This is a genomic window from Streptomyces sp. NPDC008137 (assembly GCF_042957035.1).
In the GTDB taxonomy this organism is placed as follows: domain Bacteria; phylum Actinomycetota; class Actinomycetes; order Streptomycetales; family Streptomycetaceae; genus Streptomyces.
The window spans coordinates 265501-285260 of record NZ_JBIBHN010000005.1; the positions used below are offsets into that span (position 1 = coordinate 265501).

Consider the following 19760-nt stretch of genomic DNA (forward strand, 5'->3'; position numbering starts at 1 on the left):
TCCTCAGTCGTGCCAGGCGCCGAAGTCTTCCAGGAGGCGCTGGAGGGGTTCGAAGACACCCGGGGTGGCCGCGACCGCCAGATCGCCGGACGGGCCTTCTCCGGGGCGTCCACCGGTCAGGGCGCCCGCCTCCCGGGCGATGAGGTCACCCGCCGCCAGGTCCCAGGGGTGCAGACCCCGCTCGTAGTAGCCGTCCAGGCGTCCCGCGGCCAGGTCGCACAGGTCGACCGCGGCCGAGCCGCCGCGCCGGATGTCGCGCAGCAGCGGGATCAGCCGCTGGGCGACCCCGGCCTGGTGGGCACGGACCTCGGCGACGTAGTTGAAGCCCGTCGAGACGAGTGCCTGGTCCAGGGGCGGCGCGGGGCGGCAGGCCAGCCGGCGCTCGCCGTCCCAGGCGCCCGTGGCCCAGGCACCGCCGCCGAGCACGGCGTGGAACGTCTCGCCGCGCATCGGGGCCGTGACGACTCCGACGACGGTCTCGCCGTCCTGCTCGGCGGCGATGGAGACGGCCCAGGTGGGGAGCCCGTACAGGTAGTTGACCGTGCCGTCGAGCGGGTCGATCACCCAGCGGATGCCGCTGGTGCCCTCCGTGGCGGCGCCCTCCTCGCCGAGGACGCCGTCGTCCGGGCGGCGCTCGGCGATCAGGCCGGTGATCAGCTTCTCGGCCGCGATGTCCATCTCCGTGACGACGTCGATGGGGCTGGACTTGGTCGCGGCGACCGCCAGGTCGGCCGGGCGCCCGTCCCGCAGCAGGGCGCCGGCGCGGCGGGCGGCCTCCTGGGCGAGGTCGAGCAGGTCCGTGTGCAGCGGGTCGGTCACAAGGCTCCTCACGCGTAGGTGCTGTCGGCGCCCGCGGCGGCGGGCCGGGGGGCGCGGGCCGGGCAGCAGCCGACCGGGCAGAGGTCGTGGCTCGCTCCGAGGGCGCCCAGGGCGCACGGGGTGACCTCCTGCCCGCGCTCGGCGGCGGCCCGCTCCACGACGAGTTCGCGGACGGCGGCGGCGAACCTCGGGTCGGCGCCGACGGTGGCCGAGCGGCGCATCGGCAGCCCCAGTTCCCCGGCCTTCGCCTTGGCCTCCGTGTCGAGGTCGTACAGGACCTCCATGTGGTCGGAGACGAACCCGATGGGCGCGATCACCACGGCCGGGACACCGGCCGCGTGCCGCTCCTCCAGGTGGTCGCAGATGTCGGGCTCCAGCCACGGGATGTGCGGGGCTCCGGAGCGGGACTGGTAGACGAGCTGCCAGGGGTGGTCGACGCCGGTGCGCTCGCGGACGGCGTCCGCGATGAGCTTCGCCACGTCCAGGTGCTGCCGGACGTAGGCGCCGCCGTCGCCGTGGTCCTCGACCGGTCCGGAGGTGTCGGCGGAGGCCGTCGGGATCGAGTGGGTCGAGAAGGCGAGGTGCGCCCCGTCCCGGACGTCCTCGTCGAGCTCGGCGAGGGACCGGAGCACCCCGTCGATCATGGGCTCCAGGAAGCCCGGGTGGTTGAAGTAGTGCCGCAGCTTGTCGATCTTCGGCAGCACCAGGCCCTCGGCCTCCAGGGCCGCGAGTGAGTCGGCGAGGTTCTCCCGGTACTGGCGGCAGCCCGAGTACGAGGCGTAGGCGCTGGTGGCGAGGACCAGGATGCGGCGGCGGCCGTCGCGGACCATCTCGCGCAGTGTGTCCGTCAGGTACGGCGCCCAGTTGCGGTTGCCCCAGTAGACCGGCAGGTCGAGGCCGTGGTCGGCGAAGTCCTTGCGCAGGGCGTCCAGCAGGGCGCGGTTCTGGTCGTTGATGGGGCTGACCCCGCCGAACAGGAAGTAGTGCTGCCCGACTTCCTTGAGGCGTTCCTTGGGGATGCCACGCCCGCGCGTCACGTTCTCCAGGAACGGGACCACGTCGTCCGGGCCTTCCGGGCCGCCGAACGAGAGCAGCAGCAGGGCGTCGTAGGGGGTGACATCGCGCGCGTCTGGCATGGGTCGATCCTGCCACCCTGCACCGACAGCCGGGAAACGGCGGGGACGGGCCGTTCCGGGCGTAAGCTGTGTCGACTGCGTTCGCAGCTTACTGAGCCCTCGGAGACCCCGTTGCCCAGCCCCTACCGCGCTCTGTTCGCAGCCCCAGGCTCCAAGGGTTTCTCCGCCGCGGGCTTCCTCGGCCGGATGCCGCTGTCGATGATGGGCATCGGCGTGGTCACGATGGTCTCCCAGCTCACCGGCCGGTACGGCCTGGCCGGTGCTCTCTCGGCGACCATCGCGCTTGCCGCCGCGGTGGCCGGACCGCAGGTCTCGCGGCTGGTCGACCAGCACGGACAGCGGCGGGTGCTGCGCCCGGCGACCCTGGTCTCGCTGACCGCCGCGGCCGTGCTGCTGTTCGCCGCGCACTACGGGTGGCCGGACTGGGTGCTGTTCGTGGCGTGTGCGGGAATCGGCTGCGTACCGAGTGTCGGCGCGATGATCCGGGCCCGCTGGGCGGCCCTGTACCGGGGTACGCCGCAGCTGCACACCGCGTACTCGTTCGAGTCCGTGGTGGACGAGGTGTGCTTCGTCTTCGGGCCGATCATCTCCATCGGTCTGTCCACGGCCTGGTTCCCGGAGGCCGGTCCGCTGCTCGCCGCCTGCTTCCTCGCGGCGGGCGTCTTCTGGCTGACCGCGCAGCGCGCCACCGAGCCCGTGCCGCACCCGCGCGAGCGGCACGGCGGCGGCGGTTCGGCGATCCGCGCGGGGGGCCTTCAGGTCCTGGTGGCCACCTTCGTGGCGACGGGGGCGATCTTCGGGGCGGTCGACGTGGTCACCGTGGCCTTCGCCGACGAGGAGGGACACAAGGCCGCCGCGAGCATCGTCCTCGCGCTGTACGCCACGGGTTCCTGTGTGGCGGGCATGATCTTCGGGCTCCTGCACTTCGCCGGGGCACCGGAACGTCGGTGGTTGCTGGGCGTGTGCGCCATGGCCGTGAGTATGATCCCCCTCCTACTGGTCGGAAACTTGCCGTTTCTGGCCGTGGCGCTGTTCGTTGCGGGTCTGTCCGTCGCTCCGACGATGGTCACGACGATGTCCCTCATCGAAGAGCACGTACCACGTGCGCAGCTCACCGAGGGGATGACCTGGGTGAGCACCGGGCTCGCGGTGGGGGTCGCACTCGGCTCCGCCGCGGCCGGCTGGGTGATCGACGCGGCCGGGGCACGTGCCGGGTACGGGGTTCCGGCGGTGGCCGGGGCCGTCGCGGTCGCGGTGGGTTTCCTGGGATTCCGCCGGCTCAAGCGGCCGGCTCCGGGTCGGGGAGGCTCCGTTGAGCAGCACAGCGAACGGAAAGAACGGCACGTGGCGTAACTGGGGCGGCAACGTCTCCGCGCGTCCCGCGCGGCAGGTCACCCCGGCTTCCGTCGAGGAGCTGGCCGCCGCCGTGCGGCAGGCCGCCGAGGACGGCCTCAGAGTGAAGGCCGTCGGCACCGGGCACTCCTTCACGTCCATAGCCGCGACGGACGGTGTGTTGATCCGCCCTCAACTGTTGACCGGCATACGTGGCATTGACCGCGCCTCCATGACGGTCACGGTGGAGGCGGGCACCCCGCTCAAGAGGCTCAACATGGCCCTCGCGCGTGAGGGCCTGTCGCTCACGAACATGGGCGACATCATGGAGCAGACCGTCTCCGGGGCCGTCAGCACGGGCACGCACGGCACGGGCCGCGACTCCGCCTCGATCGCCGCCCAGATCCGGGGCCTCGAACTGGTCACCGCCGACGGCTCGGTCCTCACCTGCTCCGAGAAGGAGAACCCGGAGGTCTTCGCGGCGGCCCGTATCGGCCTCGGGGCACTGGGCATCGTCACCGCGATCACGTTCGCCGTCGAGCCGGTCTTCCTGCTCACGGCCCGCGAGGAACCGATGCCGTTCGACAGGGTCCTGGCAGACTTCGAGGAACTCTGGGCCGAGAACGAGCACTTCGAGTTCTACTGGTTCCCGCACACCGGCAGCACCAACACCAAGCGCAACAACCGCAGTGCGGGCCCGGAGAAGCCCGTGCCGCAGCTCCAGGGCTGGTTCGAGGACGAGTTCCTCTCCAACGGCGTCTTCCAGGTCGCTAACTGGGTCGGCCGCGCGGTGCCCGCCACGATCCCCGCGATCGCGCAGATCTCCAGCAAGGCCCTGTCCGCGCGGAGCTACACCGACATTCCTTACAAGGTCTTCACGTCTCCGCGCCGGGTGCGCTTCGTGGAGATGGAGTACGCCGTTCCGCGCGCGGCCGTAGGCGACGCGCTGCGCGAGCTGAAGGCCATGGTCGACCGCTCCGGGCTGAGGGTGAGCTTCCCCGTCGAGGTGCGCACCGCTCCCGCCGACGACATCACGCTGTCCACCGCCTCCGGCCGCGACACCGCGTACATCGCCGTCCACATGTTCCAGGGCACGCCCTACCAGCGGTACTTCACCGCGGCCGAGCGCATCTTCACCGCCCACGAGGGACGTCCGCACTGGGGCAAGGTCCACACCAGGGACGCCGAGTACTTCTCCCGGGTGTATCCGCGCTTCGGCGAGTTCACGGCGCTGCGGGACCGTCTCGACCCTGATCGGCGGTTCCAGAACGACTACTTGCGGCGGGCTCTGGGGGCGTAGACGACGCGCTGGGGGTTGCGCTCCCGGGGCCCTCACTCCCCCCGTCGCTCGGCGTGGGCGCCGATCCGGTCGCCGTACCGGTGCCCTCGCCGGGAGAGGGCGAGGCTTCCTCCTCGCCCCGCGGGGTACTGGTGGCCTCGCCCGTGCCTGACGGGCTGGGCATCGTGGTGCCGCCGCCGGAATCGGAGCCCTGGGAGTCGTCGGCGGTCCCGGAGTCCTCCGCGCCTCGGCCGCCCGAACGCCCGGAGCCCGGCGCGGCATTGCCGCCACCGGAGAAGGCGTCGCCGACGGTCGTGCTGCGTCCGCCGCTGAGGCTGTGGCCCGAGGCCAGCTCGTAGGTGGTGATTCCGGCCATCGTGACACCGAAGACCACGGCCGCCGCGAGCACCGGCCGCTTCCACCCCCTGACCCGGGCGCGGTAGACGGTGCCCTCGGTGAACTCACCGGGCGCCGGAGGCGCTTGCCCAGCGGGCCCGTCCGCCGGCCTGGAAGGCACGGTCGTGGCACCGCGGATCTGCTCGCCGGTCTGCTTGAAGAAGTGCTGGAAGAGGGAGCCGCCGCAGGTGGCGACGACACTGACGACGCCGGCGCCCAGGATCGTGCCGTACACCCCGAAGCAGGAAGCCAGTTTGGCGGCCAGGACCGCCGCGAGGGCACCGCCCGCGACCTGGGGCATGTTCAGGTCGATCCGCTTGCGCCCCTCCGCCTCCGGAGCGCTCGTTCCACCGACACCATCGGGCCTTTCACGCATCCCCGGATCTTGCCTGCCTTTCCCGTACACGGTCGTTCATCTGCACAAGAAGGGGACGGCTGACCGAAAGCGATAGTTCCGTTTCTGGTGATTACGTGAACTTCCCCACGTTCAAGATCACGAATTGGGGGCATGGGGCGACCAAGTCCCCCCTCTTGTCAGAAGTTGGGCGGCGTGCCAATCCACGCACGTGGCCCAAATGGAGTACTGTGGCGAGCCCTGGGTCCGGTCTCCCACCAGGGTGTACGGGGCCTTTAAGGACCGCCGGGAGGGGGCTAGTTGCACAGGGTGACAGAGTTCGTCACTTAGCGTTGCGAATAGGTAACCGTGCCATAACGGCGATCCAGGGCCCGCGCCCGACACGCCGGGCAACTCGGCAAGGTTGTGGCAGGCTGCACCCGGGCAGGCCACACTCGACTAGCGGAAGCAGCGACGCACGTGACGTCGGCAGGCACCACCCGGGAGGTCCCCATGCCCGAACTGCGTGTCGTGGCCGTCTCGAATGACGGCACACGGCTGGTGCTGAAGGCTGCGGACAGCACGGAGTACACGCTTCCGATCGACGAACGGCTCCGCGCCGCCGTGCGTGGCGACCGTCCCCGCCTCGGCCAGATCGAGATCGAGGTGGAGAGCCATCTCCGCCCCCGCGACATCCAGGCGCGTATACGAGCCGGCGCGACCGCGGAAGAGGTCGCGCAAATGGCAGGCATCCCCGTCGACCGGGTGCGCCGCTTCGAGGGCCCGGTGCTCGCCGAGCGTGCGTTCATGGCCGAGCGGGCCCGCAAGACCCCGGTCCGCCGCCCCGGCGAGAACTCCGGTCCGCCGCTGGGCGAGGCCGTGCAGGAACGGCTGATGGTGCGCGGCGTCGACAAGGACACCGTCCAGTGGGACTCGTGGCGTCGCGACGACGGCACCTGGGAGGTCCTGCTGGTCTACCGCGTCGCGAGCGAGCCCCACTCGGCGAGCTGGACCTACGACCCGCCGCGGCGGCTGGTCCAGGCCGTCGACGACGAGGCGCGCATGCTCATCGGCGAGACCGACGACCTGGCCGCGCCCGAGCCCAGCTTCCCGTTCGTCCCGCGGATCGCCCGGCTGCCGCGCGACCGGCCGCTGGACCGGCCCGCCGACCGCGACCGTGAGCGGCCCGCCCTGCCCGCGCAGGCGTCCGAGCCGCTCGAGGAGAGCACGACCGCCACGGGCGAGCGGGACTCGCTGACCAGCCTGCTGGAGGCGGTGCCCAGCTTCCGTGGCGATCTGGTGGTGCCGGAGCGTCCGGCACCGGAGCTCGAGGACGAGGAGCCCCTCGTCCTCGAACCCGAGGAGGAGGAGCCCCCGGCCCCCGCCGCCTCGGCCGGTTCCGCCTACGCGGACGTCCTCATGCCGCGCTCCGTCGGCAGCCACCGCGACCGGCTCATCGGTTCCACCGACCGCCAGGCCGAGGCCGACGGAGTCCGTCCGGGCCGCAGAGCCGCCGTCCCGAGCTGGGACGAGATCGTGTTCGGGACGCGGCGCAAGAAGCAGGAGTAGCCGGGAGCAGCCCGGACACACGGCGTTGACGCCGAACGTACGGTCATGAGGGCCGCGCCTTCCGGGCGCGGCCCTTCTGCGCGCACCTGGCTACTGGGGGTCCGGCCCCACAGCGACCGGCCGGTCCGGGTCGGAGGACCACTCCGACCACGACCCCACGTACAGCTCAGCCGGAATGCCCGCGATCGCCAGCGCCAGGACCTCATGGGCCGCGGACACCCCCGACCCGCAGTACACACCGACCCGCGAGCCTTCGGACACCCCGAGCCCCTTGAAGCGCTCCCGCAGTTCCCGGGCGGGGAGGTAGCGCCCGTCCGCCCCCACGTTCTCGGTGGTGGGCGCCGACACCGCGCCCGGAATGTGCCCGGCCACCCGGTCGATCGGCTCCACCTCACCCCGGTACCGCTCCCCCGCCCGCGCGTCCAGCAGCACCCCGGACCTCGCCAACTCCGCGGCGGTGTCGGCGTCGAGCAGCCCCGCCCCGGGCTCGGGCACGAAGTCGCCCTCCGCCGGGGCGGGCACGGACGTGTCCAACGACCCCTCCCAGGCCGGCAACCCGCCGTCGAGGACCCGCACGTCCGGGTGACCCGTCCAACGCAGCATCCACCACGCCCGGGCGGCCGCCCAGCCCTGGCCGCCGTCGTAGACGACCACCGGCGTCCCGGACGACACGCCCGCCCGGCGCATCGCGGCGCCGAAGTGCGCGAGGTCGGGCAGTGGGTGCCGACCGCCCTCGCCCGGCGCGGAGGCCAACTCCCGGTCCAGGTCGACGTAGACGGCCCCCGGCAGGTGCCCTGTCTCGTACTCGGCCCGGCCGTCGTACGGCGGCTCACCGGCCGCCTTGGCCGCGGTGAGCTGCCAGCGCACATCGAGCAGGACCGGCGGGGTGGCGCCCTTCAGGTCGTTCGCGAGGTCGGATGCGGAGATGATGGCGTTCATGGCCCCATCCTCGCGCACGGGGGTGGCCGAGCCGTCCGTGTCCGGCTACTCTGCTCGGCCGGACCGGGACGATCACGCGGCGTACGGGAACGAGCACATGCTGTACAGCTGAACGACACGTGCCGCTAAGCGCGCCGCAAGGGACAGCGCCCCGCGCATCGGGCATTCTCCCGGACACGGGTCGTCCCACAGGGCGGGCCCCACAAGGGCTGCGGAGAGCACGGCCACCGCGAGGCCGAGAAGAGAGTGACGATGACCGACGCACGGGGGTCCGCCGGCCCTGACGGCGAAGCGCCCGCCCGGCACGCGCCCGGCGCACCCTGCTGGGTGAGCCTGATGGTGCACGGGCTGGACGCGACCGAGGAGTTCTACGGGGCGCTGTTCGGCTGGGAGTTCCGGCCCGGACCCCAGCAACTCGGCCCGTACGTACGTGCGCTGCTCGACGGGCGCGAGGTCGCGGGCCTCGGCCGGCTGCCGCCCGACCGTCAGCTGCCCATCGCGTGGACCCCCTACTTCGCCTCCCGGAACGCGGACTTGACGGCCGCGACGGTGCGCAGTCGTGGCGGCACGATCGGCGTCGGCCCGCTCGACGCCTCCGACGCCGGCCGCCTCGCGATCGGCTCCGACCCCTCGGGCGCGGTCTTCGGCATCTGGCAGGCCGCCGCGCACCTCGGCACGGCCGTCTCGGGCGTCCCCGGGACACCCGCCTGGAACGAGTTGCTGACCTTCGAGACGGCGAGCGTCGCGAAGTTCTACCAGACCGTGTTCGGCTACGAGGAGGAGCCGGTGGTCTCCGCCGACTTCGACTACGTGACCCTGCTCCGCGACGGCGAACCCGTCGCCGGCATCCACGGCCTGGGGCAGGCACTGCCGCGCGACCGGGGCCCCCACTGGGTGACGTACTTCCAGGTCGCCGACGTCGACGACACGCTGGACCATCTCGTCCACCTGGGCGGGCACGTCCTCAGGCCGGCCCACGACACCCCACACGGCCGGGTCGCGACCGTGGCGGATCAGGAGGGGGCGCGGTTCGCTGTGCTGCAGCGCTGACGTACCGCCGGGGCGGTCAGGCCGACGACATCGGCAGCACGTCCGGTGACAGCGCCGCCGCGCGGGCCGACGCCGCGGTCATCCGGCGGCGGTGGTGGCGGCGGCACAGCACCTCGTACCCGACCTCGTCGCCGGAGTGGGTGACATCGCCGACGACCACCTGGGCGCCCTCGACGACCATGGCGCCGCCTATCGTGCGGGCGTTGTGCGTGGCCCGGGCGCCGCACCAGCACAAGGCCTCGACCTGGAGCACCTCGACCCGGTCGGCCAGTTCGACCAGCCGCTGGGAGCCGGGGAACAGCTTGGAGCGGAAGTCCGTCGTGATGCCGAAGGCGTAGACGTCGAGGCTCAGGTCGTCGACCACGCGCGCGAGCTGGTCGATCTGCTCCGGCGCGAGGAACTGCGCCTCGTCGGCGATCACGTAGTCCGCGCGGCCGCCCTGGGAGAGGTGGTCGACGAGGTAGGCGTAGAGGTCCTGCCCGTCCTCGACCTCCACCGCGTCCGTGACCAGGCCGAGGCGCGAGGACAACTTGCCCTCGCCGGCGCGGTCGTCGCGCGAGAAGATCATGCCCGCCAGGCCGCGCGCCGAGCGGTTGTGCTCGATCTGGAGAGCCAGGGTCGACTTCCCGCAGTCCATCGTTCCGGAGAAGAACACCAGCTCGGGCATGGGAAGGTGAGCACCTTTCGGTGAAGCGGGATGTGGCGGGACAGCGGGGATGTGGCGGGACGTCAGGAGCGTACTTCGAGCAGGGGGACCAGCTGCTCGGCAGGGGTCATCGAACCGTGGTTGCCGACCATCGCCGACTCGTTCGGCTCCCGCTCGGAGGCGATGATCAGGACATCGTCCCGCGCGGCAGCGACCACGTCGCCGATCCGGCCGTACACCCGCTCGTCGATCCGCGGGCCGAACCAGCCCGCCGCGATGGCCTCGTCACGTGAGGCGATCCAGAACTGCTCGCCGAGCACCTCGCGCCAGCAGGTCAGGACGTCGTTCGCGGCACCGGGTACCGCGTAGACGTGCCGGGCGCGGCCCTCGCCGCCGAGCAGGGCGACGCCGGCGCTCAGCTCCCAGTCCTCGTCGAAGTCGATGCGGTGCTGCTCGTCGAAGGGCACGTCGATCATGCCGTGGTCGGCGGTGACGTAGAGGGCGCTGCGGGGCGGCAGTTGCTCGGCGAGGCGCTGGACCAGGCGGTCGGCGTACATGAGCTGGCCGCGCCAGGTGTCGGAGTCGACGCCGTAGCGGTGGCCGGCGCCGTCGACCTCGGCGAAGTACGTGTACACCAGGGAGCGGTCGCCCGCGGCCAGTTGCTCGGCCGCCAGGTCGACGCGGTCCTCGCCGGGCAGCCGCCCGAGGAACCTTCCGCCGCTGAGCGCGACCTTGGTCAGCGGGGTGTTCTCGAAGGTCGGGGACGACACCTGCGCGGCGTGCACACCCGCCTCGTGCGCCAGCTGGAACACCGTCGGGTACGGCTGCCAGGGGCCGGGCGGGGCCCACGGCTGCCAGCGCAGCTGGTTCATCAGCTCGCCGGTGTCCGGGTTGCGCACCGTGTAGCCGGGCAGGCCGTGCGCGCCGGGCGGCAGGCCGGTGCCGACGGAGGCGAGGGAGGTCGCGGTGGTCGCCGGGTAGCCGGCGGTGAGCGGGCGCCCGGTGCCGCCGCGCGAGGTGGCGAGCAGGGACGCCATGAACGGGGCGTCCTCGGGGTGCGCCCTCAGCTGCTCCCAGCCGAGGCCGTCGATCAGGAACACGCAGTTCCGGTCGGCGGGGGTCAGCTCGGAGATCGCGGCGGTCATTCCCGGCACGCCCATGCCGGCGGCCAGCGTGGGCAGCAGGTCGGCGAGGGAGCCGCTGCCGTACTCGGGGACCGGTGCGGAGGCGACGGTGAGCGGTTCGGGGTAGTGGTCCCAGGCCGTCGTGGGCTGTGCCATCAGCGGGTGGCGTCCGCGGTCGCCTCGGAGAGGGCCTGCGCGAAGGCGAGTGCCTGGCGCACGGTCTCCGGTCCGTCCCCGGCCTCGCTGACGCGCAGGCTGAGGTCGTCCGCCGTCGAGTTGCCGGTATAGCCGTGGTCCGCCTCGCAGTTGGGGTCGCCGCAGGCGGCCGGCTCCAGGTCGATGCGGGAGACGGCGCCCCATCCGATGGTGAGGACGACCTCGCGGGGCAGGGTGCCCGGCTTGTACGACTCCGGGTTGGCGACGACCCGGCTGACCACGATCGACGAGATACGGCCGATCTTCACGGACTCCGTCGACGTCGTGGCGTAGGGCGTCGGGGAGGTGCTGTCGGCGGCCTGCTCGTCGGTGTGGCTGACGATGAAGCGGTTGTCGGTGAGGACGAGCACCGTCACATGCCGCCGCACCTCGTTCTGGTCGAACGTCGTCTCCTGGTGGACCAGGTACGACCGCATGGGCTCGCCGCCCACGGCGGCCTCCACCGCCTCGGCCACGAGGGCCGGGTAGTAGCCGCTGCGCTCGATCGCCGCCCGCAGCCCCTGGGTCGTCGTACTGGTCTTGGCCATGACGCCCATCCTACGGGGGCCCACTGACTGCGAGGCACAGCTCGCCCCCTGTCAGTACGCGGGGAGGGTCCGCGGGCCGAGGTCGTCGCGGGCGGGCGGGGTCGCCAGGCGGACGGAGGCGCCCAGGACGCTCAGGCCGTGCGAGGCGACGACGACCGGTTCCAGGGTGACCGCGACGACCTCGGGGTGGTCGTCCACCAGCCGGGACACCCGCAGCAGCAGTTCCTCCAGTGCGCGGGTGTCGGCCGGTGCGGAGCCGCGCCAGCCGAACAGCAGGGGTGCCGTGCGGATCGACCGCACCAGCGAGCCCGCCTCCCGGTCGGTGACCGGGATCAGCCGGTGCGCCGTGTCCCCGAGCAGCTGTGAGGCGGCGCCGGCCAGCCCGAAGGAGAGCACCGCTCCGGCCGCGGGGTCGATGACGGCTCGTACGACGACGTCCACGCCCCGCGGAGCCATCCGCTGCACCACGGGGCGCAGCTCGTCCGGTGCGCCGAACAGCTCGGTCAACTCGGTGTATGAGCGGCGCAGTTGGTCCTCGTCCGCGAGGTCGAGGCGGACGCCGCCCAGGTCGGCGCGGTGGCGCAGGTGCGGGGCGGTGGCCTTGAGGGCCACGGGGTAGCCGAGGGTGCGGGCGGCCTCGGCGGCGGCGTCGGGTGTCGGGGCGGGCAGGGCGCGGTGGACGTGGATGCCGTAGTGGCCGAGCAGGTCGCAGGTCTCTTCCGTGCCCAGCGTGAGTCCCTGCCCGCGCGCGAGCAGCCCGTCGATCAGCGTGGCGGCGCCTCTCTCGTCGATGTCGTCGTACTCGGGCACCTTGCCGGGCTCGGCGGCGTCGCGCCGCCACTGCGCGTAGGTGACGGCCTGGGCGAGGGCGCGGACGGCGCGCTCGGCGGCGGGGTAGGCGGGGATGAGATGGGCGCCTTCGGGGGCCTCTGCAGCGGGGGGTCGCTCTTCGGTGAGCGACGGCCGGGGAGCGGTTTGCGGTGGGGTGCCCGACTCTGCCTGGGGTGCCGTGCTCGCCGCCGCCGACAGGGCCTCGGCCAGACCGCCGAGCTCCACGTGCACGACCAGGACGGGCTTGGCCGGGGCGGCGGCCGCCGCCGAGCGCAGGGCCTCGGCGAGGGCCGCGTCCGCGACCGAGACCTCGCCCACGGCGGGTATGGCCGTGACGACGACCGCGTCGCACCGGTCGTCCGCCAGTGCGCGCGAGAGGGCCGCGTGGAAGTCCGCAGCGGAGGCCGCCGTGGTCAGGTCCTGCGGGGGGTGCGGCCTCAGGCCCTCGGCGAGGCAGGCGTCGTAGGTGAGCAGGCCGAGCGACTCGGAGTTGCCGAGGATCGCCACCCGGGGCCCGGCCGGCAGGGGCTGGCGGGCCAGGAGCAGGCCCGCGTCCACCAGGTCGGTGATGGTGTCGACGCGGATGACGCCGGCCTGCCGCAGCAGGGCCGAGACGGTCTCGTGCGGCAGCCGGGTCGCCCGGACGGCGTGCCCCTGGGGAGCGGCCGCGTGCCGCGCGCCCTGGACCACGACCAGCGGTTTCGCCGCGGCCGTCCGGCGGGCGAGGCGGGTGAACTTGCGGGGGTTGCCGATGGACTCCAAATACATCAGGACGACGTCGGTGTCGGGGTCCTCGTACCAGTACTGGAGTACGTCGTTGCCGGAGACGTCGGCCCGGTTGCCGGAGGAGACGAAGGTGGAGACGCCGGTCACACCCGTGACGCCGCCGCCGCGGCGGTGCAGCCGGGAGAGCAGCGCGATGCCGATGGCGCCGGACTGGGCGAACAGGCCGATCCGGCCCGGGCGGGGCGTCTCGGGGGCGAGGGAGGCGTTGAGCCGTACCCGCGGGGAGGTGTTGATGACACCGAAGGCGTTCGGCCCGATGATCCGCATGCCGTACGTGCGGGCCTGCCGCACGAGTGCGCGCTGGCTCTCGCGCCCCTCAAGGCCGCTCTCGGCGTACCCGGCGGAGACCACGACGAGCCCCTGCACGCCGTGCTCGCCGCACTCGGTGACGACCTCGGGGACGTACTCGGCCGGTACGGCGACGACCGCGACGTCGACCGGGCCGTCGATGTCGCGCACCGAGCGGTGGGCCGGCACGCCGTCCAGATCCTTCTGGCCCTCGGGGAGAGCCTTGTTCACGGCGTACAGGCGGCCGGTGAAGCCGGCGTCGCGGATGTTGCCGAGGACGCTGCGGCCCACGCCGCCCGGTGTACGCCCGGCGCCGATGACGGCGACCGAGCCGGGCGCGAGCAGCCGCTGCACGGACCGGGCCTCGGCGCGGTGTTCGCGCGCGTACTGCACGGCGAGGGAGCGGTCGGTGGGTTCGAGGTCGAACTCCAGACGGACCACGCCGTCCTCGAAGCTGCGCTTCTGGGTGTACCCGGCGTCCGTGAACACCTTGATCATCTTGTTGTTGGCGGGCAGCACCTCGGCGGCGAAGCGGCGGATGCCGCGCTCCCGGGCGACGGCGCCGATGTGCTCCAGCAGCGCGGAGGCGACGCCGCGGCCCTGGTGGGCGTCCTGGACCAGGAAGGCGACCTCGGCCTCGTCGGCCGGTGCCGACGCGGGCGTTCCGTCGGCGCCGATCCGGTCGTAGCGTACGGTGGCGATGAACTCGCCGCCGACCGTGGCCGCGAGTCCCACCCGGTCCACAAAGTCGTGGTGCGTGAAGCGGTGGACGTCCTTGGCGGACAGGCGAGGGTACGGCGCGAAGAAGCGGTAGTACTTCGACTCGTCGGAGACCTGCTCGTAGAAGCTGACCAGGCGATCGGCGTCATCAACGGTGATGGGCCGGATGCGCGCGGTGCCCCCGTCGCGCAGCACCACGTCGGCTTCCCAGTGGGCGGGATACTCGTGCCGGTCCGGCGAGGTCTGCATGGGCCCCAGAGTACGGCTAGCGTCCGACAGCGGACGCGAGGCAGTCTGTGGAGGGCGTCAGTCGGGTCGAGGCCGCGATCCGACGGCACCCCGGGGCGGTCACCAGGACCGCTTCGGCACAACTTCACGCTGTGGGAAACTGGTCTAGACAACCCTGAACACCGAAGGGCAGCAACACATGGCTGAGCGCCGCGTCAACGTCGGCTGGGCCGAGGGCCTCCACGCCCGCCCCGCTTCCATCTTCGTCCGAGCCGCCACGGCCGCAGGCGTCCCGGTGACGATCGCCAAGGCTGACGGCAACCCCGTCAACGCGGCCTCCATGCTGGCCGTCCTCGGCCTCGGCGCCCAGGGAGGCGAGGAGATCGTCCTCGCCTCCGACGCCGAGGGCGCGGACATCGCCCTGGACCGGCTCGCAAAGCTGGTCTCCGAGGGCCTCGAGGAGCTTCCCGAGACCGTTTGAGTATTTCTCCGCGCTTGATCCGGCGCACCCTGAAGGGCTCGTCCGAATTCATCGGGCGAGCCCTTCGCCTTTCCAGCGATTTCCCCGTCGGCGGGCAGCAGAAATAACCCCCCGCGAATTACCCACTCTTTGTATACGGCTCCTGTGTTAATGCCGCAGGCTTGCCGTGTTTACGGCATGTTGCGAGTTCCTCACACGCTCGGCGCGCTCCCCCGCGGAGCCGAAACGCAGCCGGTGCGCGGCCGTCGCGCGCTCGGTGTGCAGCGCCGTGACCGCCCGCGCGCGCTCGCCGTCCCCGCGCGCCACCGCGTCCACGATCGCGCCGTGCTCGGCCCAGCACTCCACGGGCCCGGACGGTGCCTCCACGGCGTACATCCAGGCGATCTTGTGCCGGAGCTGGGTGAGCATCGAGGTCAGCGCGGGGCTGCCGGAAGCCTGGGCCAGTGTCTCGTGGAACCAGCCGCCCAGAGAGCGCAGGTCGTCGCTGTTGCCCCGGCGGGCGCGCTCCTGGCCGAGCCGGACCAGGCCGCGCAGGACCTTCAGATGGGCCTCGGTGCGGCGCTGGGCGGCGCGGGCGGCGCCCAGCGGCTCCAGCAGCATGCGCATCTCCAGCAGGTCGGCGGCCTCCTGCTCGGTGGGCTCGGCGACGCACGCACCCGCGTGCCGCCGGGTGACCACGAAGCCCTCGGCCTCCAGGGTGCGCAGAGCCTCCCGGACGGGGACGCGCGAGACGCCGTAGCGGCGCGCGAGGAGTTCCTCGGTGAGCCGGCTGCCGCGCTCGTAGACACCCGCGACGATGTCGTCCCGGATGGCCGTGCACACCGAGTGCGCGGGAATACGCATGACCGACCTCCGCTTAATCCCCGTGAAACGTCGACTGGTGACGTGTGTTCCGTGACTCTATTGCAATGAGCCGGAATTTCCGACGGCAGGCAGGAAATCAGGGATATTTTTTGGACAGTCGGCCGTGGCGAACGCCGAAAGCCCCGGCTCGGGGAGCCGGGGCTTTCGGGAAGAACAGTCGCCGTCGGATGTTCAGACGTTCACGCCGTGCGAGCGGAGGTAGGCGACGGGGTCGATGTCGGAGCCGTAGTCGGGACCGGTGCGGGCCTCGAAGTGCAGATGCGGGCCGGTGACGTTGCCGGTCGCGCCGGACAGGCCGATCTGCTGGCCCGGGGTGACCTTCTGGCCCACCGAGACGCTGCTGGACGACAGGTGGCCGTACTGGGTGTACGTCCCGTCGTTCATCTTGATCACGACCTGGTTGCCGTAGGAACCGCCCCAGCCGGCCTCGACGACCTCACCCATGCCGACCGAGTGGACGGCCGTGCCGCTGGCGGCGTGGAAGTCGACGCCCGTGTGGCTGCCGGAGGACCAGACGGCGCCGCCGGACTTGTAGCCGGTGGAGACGTACGAGCCGGAGATCGGGGACACGAAGGTGTTGAGACGCTTGCGCTCGGCCTCGCGAGCGGCGCGCTCCTTGGCCTCGCGGGCCTTCTCGGCGCGCTCCTTGGCCTCCTTGGCCGCCTCGGCGGCGCGCTCGCGGGCGGCCTCCTCGGCCTTCTTCTTGGCGGCGGCCTCTTCGGCCGCCTGCTTCTGGGCGATGGCCTGGGCGTCGATCTTCTGGGCCACGGTGTCGCCCATGGTGACGACCGGGGTGAGGCCCGTCTGCTCGGCGGCGGGCTCCGCGGCGAGGGCCGGGGCGGCCACGGCGCCGACGACACCGGTGGTGGCGAGGGCCGCGACGCCCGCGGCGCGGGCCGTGCGGCGCTGGATCCGGCTGGGACGACGGTGCTTCCCGGTGGCGCGCGTGAACGCCATGTGGTGGCTGGTCCTTTCCTTCCCTCTCGCCTACCGGGTTAGCTGACGGGTTCGGAGCAGGAAGGTCTCCTACGGACCCCCTCGCGACTCGCGCGGGCGTCCGATTCACCCCAGGGACTGCGGTGGGTCCCCGGCTCCCCTGGCTCGCGCCGTACGGGGACTCGGCGATGACTGTCCGGTGCCGCGGGTGCGGCGCACTGCCTGACGAACAGCCCGGACGACGCTAAGCGGCGCCACTTTCAATTCCCAAACGGATCCCGGCTTTTGTAGCGCATCCCACAGGGCAGACAGGCAACTCCCACCCCAATTCGGACATAGAGGAGCCCTGGTGCCTTAGAAGACAACCAGGGCCCCTACGCGCGCGTGGCGTTCGGCTCCCGCTACTCGGCGGCGACCACGGCGACTTCACCGATGCCGAGGGCCTCGACCGGGCCCTTGATCTGCGCCGCGTCTCCGACCAGGACGGTCACCAGACGGTCCACCGGGAAGGCGCTGACGGCCGCCGCGGTGGCCTCCACGGTGCCGGTCGCGGCGAGCTGCCGGTAGAGCGCGGCCTGGTAGTCGTCGGGCAGGTGCTGCTCGACCTGGTCCGCCAGCGTGCTCGCGACGGCCGCCGCCGTCTCGTACTTGAGCGGCGCCACGCCGACCAGGTTCTGCACGGCGACATCCCGCTCGGCGTCGGTCAGCCCCTCGGCGGCGAGGGTGCGCAGCACCGTCCAGAGGTCCTCGAGGGCGGGGCCGGTGTTGGGGGTGTCCACGGAGCCGCTGATCGCGAGCATCGCGGCACCGGTCCCGTCCGGGGCGGACCTGAGGACCTGGGCGAACGCCCGCACGCCGTAGGTGTAGCCCTTCTCCTCACGCAGGACGCGGTCCAGACGGGAGGTGAGGGTGCCGCCGAGGCAGTACGTGCCGAGCACCTGCGCGGGCCAGACGCGGTCGTGCCGGTCCGAGCCGATCCGGCCGATGAGCAACTGCGTCTGGACAGCGCCCGGGCGGTCCACGATGACGACCCGGCCGGTGTCGTCGGCGGTCACCGGCGGAACCGGCCGCGGCTCGGCCGAGGAGCCGGTCCAGGCGCCCAGTGTGTCGCCGAGCAGCGCGTCGAGGTCGATGCCGGTGAGGTCGCCGACGACCACGGCGGTCGCGGTCGCCGGGCGGACGTGCTTCTCGTAGTAGGCGCGTACGGCCGCGGAGTCGATCGCGGCGACCGTCTCCTCGGTGCCCTGCCGGGGCCGCGACATGCGCGAGTCCGCCGGGAACAGCTCCTTGGAGAGCTCCTTGGCGGCACGCCGGGCCGGGTTGGCCAGCTCGTGCGGGATCTCGTCCAGGCGGTTGGCGACCAGCCGCTCGACCTCGCTGTCCGCGAACGCGGGCGCCCTGAGGGCGTCGGCGAGCAGTCCGAGGCCCTTGACGAGCCGGGAGGCGGGGACCTCCAGGCTCAGCCGGACGCCCGGGTGGTCGGCGTGCGCGTCGAGGGTGGCGCCGGCGCGCTCCAGCTCGGCGGCGAAGTCCTCGGCGGAGTGCTTGTCGGTGCCCTCGGAGAAGGCCCGGGCCATGATCGTGGCGACACCGTCGAGACCGGCCGGCTCGGCGTCCAGGGGTGCGTCCAGCAGCACCTCGACGGCGACGACCTGCTGGCCGGGGCGGTGGCAGCGCAGCACCGTGAGGCCGTTGTCGAGCGTGCCGCGCTCGGGGGCCGGGAAGGCCCAGGGCTTGGCCTCGCCCGCCTGGGGCCGGGGGTGGAAGTCCATCGTGGCGAGCTCGGTCACTTGGCCGCCTCCTCGTTCTCGTTCGTGGCCGCGGCTGCGGTGTCCTCGATGCTGTCGGCGTCCTCGCCGGTCTCGTCGGCGACGGGCTCGTAGACGAGCACCGCGCGGTTGTCGGGCCGCAGACGGGCCTTGGCGACCTCCTGGACCTCCTCCGCCGTGACCTCCAGCACACGCTGCACGGCGGTCAGGGCGAGCTGCGGGTCACCGAACAGCACGGCGTACCGGCACAGTTCGTCGGCCCGGCCGGAGACCGTGCCGAGCCGGTCCAGCCACTCGCGCTCCAACTGGGCCTGGGCGCGCTCCATCTCCTCGGCCGTGGGGCCCTCCTCGGCGAACCGGGCGAGTTCCTCGTCGATGGCGGTCTCGATCACCGGCACCTCCACGTCTCCGGACGCCTTCACGTCCAGCCACCCCAGGGAGGGCGCCCCGGCGAGCCGCAGCAGGCCGAAGCCGGCCGCCACGGCCGTACGGTCCCGTCGTACGAGGCGGTTGTAGAGCCGGGAGGACTCACCGCCGCCGAGGACGGTGAGGGCCAGGTCGGCCGCGTCGCACGCGCGTGTGCCGTCGTGCGGCAGCCGGTAGGCGGCCATCAGGGCGCGCGCCGGGACCTCCTCCTCGACGACCTCGCGCAGCTGCTCGCCGATGGTCTCCGGCAGCGAGCCGTCCCGGGGCGGGTGCTTGCCGTCGTGGCCGGGGATGGAGCCGAAGTACTTCTCGATCCAGGCCAGGGTCTGCTCCGGGTCGATGTCGCCGACCACGGAGAGCACGGCGTTGTTCGGCGCGTAGTAGGTCCGGAAGAACGCGCGCGCGTCCTCCAGGGTCGCCGCGTCCAGGTCGGCCATCGAGCCGATCGGGGTGTGGTGGTAGGGGTGGCCCTCCGGGTAGGCGAGGGCGGTCAGCTTCTCGAAGGCGGTGCCGTAGGGCACGTTGTCGTAGCGCTGGCGGCGCTCGTTCTTGACGACGTCACGCTGGTTCTCCATCGACTCGTCGTCGAGGGCGGTCAGCAGGGAGCCCATGCGGTCGGCCTCCAGCCAGAGGGCGAGCTCCAGCTCGTGGGCGGGCATGGTCTCGAAGTAGTTGGTGCGCTCGAAGCTGGTGGTGCCGTTCAGCGAGCCGCCCGCGCCCTGGACGAACTCGAAGTGGCCGTTGCCCTTCACCTGGGCGGAACCCTGGAACATCAGATGCTCGAAAAGGTGAGCCAGGCCGGTACGCCCCTTGACTTCGTGGCGTGAGCCGACGTCGTACCAGAGGCACACCGCCGCGACCGGGGTCAGGTGGTCCTCGGAGAGCACCACGCGCAGGCCGTTGGCCAGGCGGTGCTCGGTCGCTGTCAGGCCCCCGGAGCCTGCCTGGGCTGTGGCCGTGTGACCCATGGGCATGTACGTCCCTTCGATCGCGGTGCGGTCGTTCCGACCGCGGATTCCTGCCGGTCCTGCCACTGTATGCAAGCGTGCGGAGCGCTGGTGAAG

The 19760-nt window shown here is 72.4% G+C and carries 17 protein-coding genes and 1 riboswitch; of the genes, 5 read left to right on the top strand and 12 right to left on the bottom strand.

The window, feature by feature from the left end:
• Window positions 1-3: 3 nt before the first annotated feature.
• Together ACFZBT_RS11100 and ACFZBT_RS11105 are read right to left on the bottom strand one after the other, a co-directional pair.
• Window positions 4-819, bottom strand: a complete 816-nt coding sequence (locus ACFZBT_RS11100; protein ID WP_391101234.1) for an inositol monophosphatase family protein — start codon at window positions 817-819, stop codon at window positions 4-6.
• An 8-nt stretch (window positions 820-827) separates the two neighbouring features.
• Window positions 828-1955, bottom strand: coding sequence for a ferrochelatase (locus tag ACFZBT_RS11105; protein ID WP_391101237.1), 1128 nt, complete (start codon window positions 1953-1955; stop codon window positions 828-830).
• Window positions 1956-2066: 111 nt separating this feature from the next.
• Here ACFZBT_RS11105 and ACFZBT_RS11110 point away from each other — a divergent pair, with 111 nt between their 5' ends.
• On the top strand, window positions 2067-3308 hold the full coding sequence (locus ACFZBT_RS11110; protein WP_391101239.1) for an MFS transporter: 1242 nt from the start codon (window positions 2067-2069) through the stop codon (window positions 3306-3308).
• On the top strand, window positions 3268-4587 hold the full coding sequence (locus ACFZBT_RS11115; protein WP_391101241.1) for a D-arabinono-1,4-lactone oxidase: 1320 nt from the start codon (window positions 3268-3270) through the stop codon (window positions 4585-4587). Before ACFZBT_RS11110 ends, ACFZBT_RS11115 begins: the two co-directional genes overlap by 41 nt.
• Here the strand turns inward: ACFZBT_RS11115 and ACFZBT_RS11120 are convergent.
• Window positions 4511-5338 carry a hypothetical protein gene (locus tag ACFZBT_RS11120; protein WP_391101243.1) on the bottom strand — a complete coding sequence of 276 codons (828 nt, stop codon included), beginning with the start codon at window positions 5336-5338 and terminating at the stop codon, window positions 4511-4513. The genes ACFZBT_RS11115 and ACFZBT_RS11120 overlap by 77 nt on opposite strands.
• 471 nt (window positions 5339-5809) lie before the next feature.
• On the opposite strand from ACFZBT_RS11120, the gene sepH reads away from it, so the two are divergent.
• A complete protein-coding gene (sepH, locus tag ACFZBT_RS11125) occupies window positions 5810-6865 on the top strand; it encodes a septation protein SepH (protein WP_391101247.1) in 1056 nt (351 codons plus the stop codon).
• Window positions 6866-6955: 90 nt separating this feature from the next.
• On the opposite strand, the gene ACFZBT_RS11130 is transcribed toward sepH, so the two are convergent.
• The gene (locus ACFZBT_RS11130; protein ID WP_391101249.1) at window positions 6956-7804 is read right to left on the bottom strand and encodes a rhodanese-like domain-containing protein; all 849 of its coding nucleotides are present in this window, start codon (window positions 7802-7804) and stop codon (window positions 6956-6958) included.
• Between the two features lie 252 nt (window positions 7805-8056).
• On the opposite strand from ACFZBT_RS11130, the gene ACFZBT_RS11135 reads away from it, so the two are divergent.
• The gene (locus ACFZBT_RS11135) at window positions 8057-8854 is read left to right on the top strand and encodes a VOC family protein (RefSeq protein ID WP_391101252.1); all 798 of its coding nucleotides are present in this window, start codon (window positions 8057-8059) and stop codon (window positions 8852-8854) included.
• A 16-nt stretch (window positions 8855-8870) separates the two neighbouring features.
• Here ACFZBT_RS11135 and ACFZBT_RS11140 read toward each other — a convergent pair whose 3' ends face one another.
• The 4 genes from ACFZBT_RS11140 to ACFZBT_RS11155 form a co-directional block, all read right to left on the bottom strand.
• Window positions 8871-9521 (bottom strand): thymidine kinase, encoded by a 651-nt coding sequence (locus tag ACFZBT_RS11140; protein ID WP_391101254.1) that lies wholly within the window; start codon window positions 9519-9521, stop codon window positions 8871-8873.
• Between the two features lie 62 nt (window positions 9522-9583).
• A complete protein-coding gene (locus ACFZBT_RS11145) occupies window positions 9584-10780 on the bottom strand; it encodes an alkaline phosphatase family protein (protein ID WP_391101257.1) in 1197 nt (398 codons plus the stop codon).
• Window positions 10780-11367 carry a DUF5998 family protein gene (locus ACFZBT_RS11150; RefSeq protein ID WP_382591913.1) on the bottom strand — a complete coding sequence of 196 codons (588 nt, stop codon included), beginning with the start codon at window positions 11365-11367 and terminating at the stop codon, window positions 10780-10782. The genes ACFZBT_RS11145 and ACFZBT_RS11150 overlap by 1 nt, the downstream gene beginning before the upstream one ends.
• A gap of 51 nt (window positions 11368-11418) precedes the next feature.
• Window positions 11419-14241, bottom strand: a complete 2823-nt coding sequence (locus ACFZBT_RS11155; RefSeq protein WP_391101261.1) for a GNAT family N-acetyltransferase — start codon at window positions 14239-14241, stop codon at window positions 11419-11421.
• Window positions 14242-14419: 178 nt separating this feature from the next.
• On the opposite strand from ACFZBT_RS11155, the gene ACFZBT_RS11160 reads away from it, so the two are divergent.
• Window positions 14420-14701, top strand: a complete 282-nt coding sequence (locus ACFZBT_RS11160; protein ID WP_071381868.1) for an HPr family phosphocarrier protein — start codon at window positions 14420-14422, stop codon at window positions 14699-14701.
• Between the two features lie 147 nt (window positions 14702-14848).
• Here ACFZBT_RS11160 and ACFZBT_RS11165 read toward each other — a convergent pair whose 3' ends face one another.
• The 4 genes from ACFZBT_RS11165 to ACFZBT_RS11180 all read right to left on the bottom strand — a co-directional run bounded on the left by ACFZBT_RS11165 (window position 14849) and on the right by ACFZBT_RS11180 (window position 19664).
• A complete protein-coding gene (locus ACFZBT_RS11165) occupies window positions 14849-15544 on the bottom strand; it encodes an FCD domain-containing protein (protein WP_391101263.1) in 696 nt (231 codons plus the stop codon).
• 192 nt (window positions 15545-15736) lie between these two features.
• A complete protein-coding gene (locus ACFZBT_RS11170) occupies window positions 15737-16522 on the bottom strand; it encodes a peptidoglycan DD-metalloendopeptidase family protein (RefSeq protein ID WP_391101265.1) in 786 nt (261 codons plus the stop codon).
• A gap of 12 nt (window positions 16523-16534) precedes the next feature.
• A riboswitch (cyclic di-AMP (ydaO/yuaA leader) is annotated at window positions 16535-16699 on the bottom strand.
• Window positions 16700-16902: 203 nt separating this feature from the next.
• A complete protein-coding gene (locus ACFZBT_RS11175) occupies window positions 16903-18291 on the bottom strand; it encodes an insulinase family protein (protein ID WP_391101267.1) in 1389 nt (462 codons plus the stop codon).
• Complete coding sequence (locus ACFZBT_RS11180) at window positions 18288-19664, bottom strand: insulinase family protein (RefSeq protein ID WP_391101480.1); 1377 nt, start codon at window positions 19662-19664, stop codon at window positions 18288-18290. The genes ACFZBT_RS11175 and ACFZBT_RS11180 overlap by 4 nt, the downstream gene beginning before the upstream one ends.
• Window positions 19665-19760: the final 96 nt, after the last annotated feature.

Excerpts from the sequence above, each read along its gene's own strand:
- ACFZBT_RS11105 (WP_391101237.1), bottom strand. The coding sequence starts at position 1,955 with ATGCCAGACGCGCGCGATGTCACCCCCTACGACGCCCTGCTGCTGCTC.
- ACFZBT_RS11120 (WP_391101243.1), bottom strand. The coding sequence starts at position 5,338 with ATGCGTGAAAGGCCCGATGGTGTCGGTGGAACGAGCGCTCCGGAGGCG.
- sepH (WP_391101247.1), top strand. The coding sequence starts at position 5,810 with ATGCCCGAACTGCGTGTCGTGGCCGTCTCGAATGACGGCACACGGCTG.
- ACFZBT_RS11130 (WP_391101249.1), bottom strand. The coding sequence starts at position 7,804 with ATGAACGCCATCATCTCCGCATCCGACCTCGCGAACGACCTGAAGGGC.
- ACFZBT_RS11135 (WP_391101252.1), top strand. The coding sequence starts at position 8,057 with ATGACCGACGCACGGGGGTCCGCCGGCCCTGACGGCGAAGCGCCCGCC.
- ACFZBT_RS11140 (WP_391101254.1), bottom strand. The coding sequence starts at position 9,521 with ATGCCCGAGCTGGTGTTCTTCTCCGGAACGATGGACTGCGGGAAGTCG.
- ACFZBT_RS11145 (WP_391101257.1), bottom strand. The coding sequence starts at position 10,780 with ATGGCACAGCCCACGACGGCCTGGGACCACTACCCCGAACCGCTCACC.
- ACFZBT_RS11150 (WP_382591913.1), bottom strand. The coding sequence starts at position 11,367 with ATGGCCAAGACCAGTACGACGACCCAGGGGCTGCGGGCGGCGATCGAG.
- ACFZBT_RS11155 (WP_391101261.1), bottom strand. The coding sequence starts at position 14,241 with ATGCAGACCTCGCCGGACCGGCACGAGTATCCCGCCCACTGGGAAGCC.
- ACFZBT_RS11160 (WP_071381868.1), top strand. The coding sequence starts at position 14,420 with ATGGCTGAGCGCCGCGTCAACGTCGGCTGGGCCGAGGGCCTCCACGCC.
- ACFZBT_RS11165 (WP_391101263.1), bottom strand. The coding sequence starts at position 15,544 with ATGCGTATTCCCGCGCACTCGGTGTGCACGGCCATCCGGGACGACATC.
- ACFZBT_RS11170 (WP_391101265.1), bottom strand. The coding sequence starts at position 16,522 with ATGGCGTTCACGCGCGCCACCGGGAAGCACCGTCGTCCCAGCCGGATC.
- ACFZBT_RS11180 (WP_391101480.1), bottom strand. The coding sequence starts at position 19,664 with ATGGGTCACACGGCCACAGCCCAGGCAGGCTCCGGGGGCCTGACAGCG.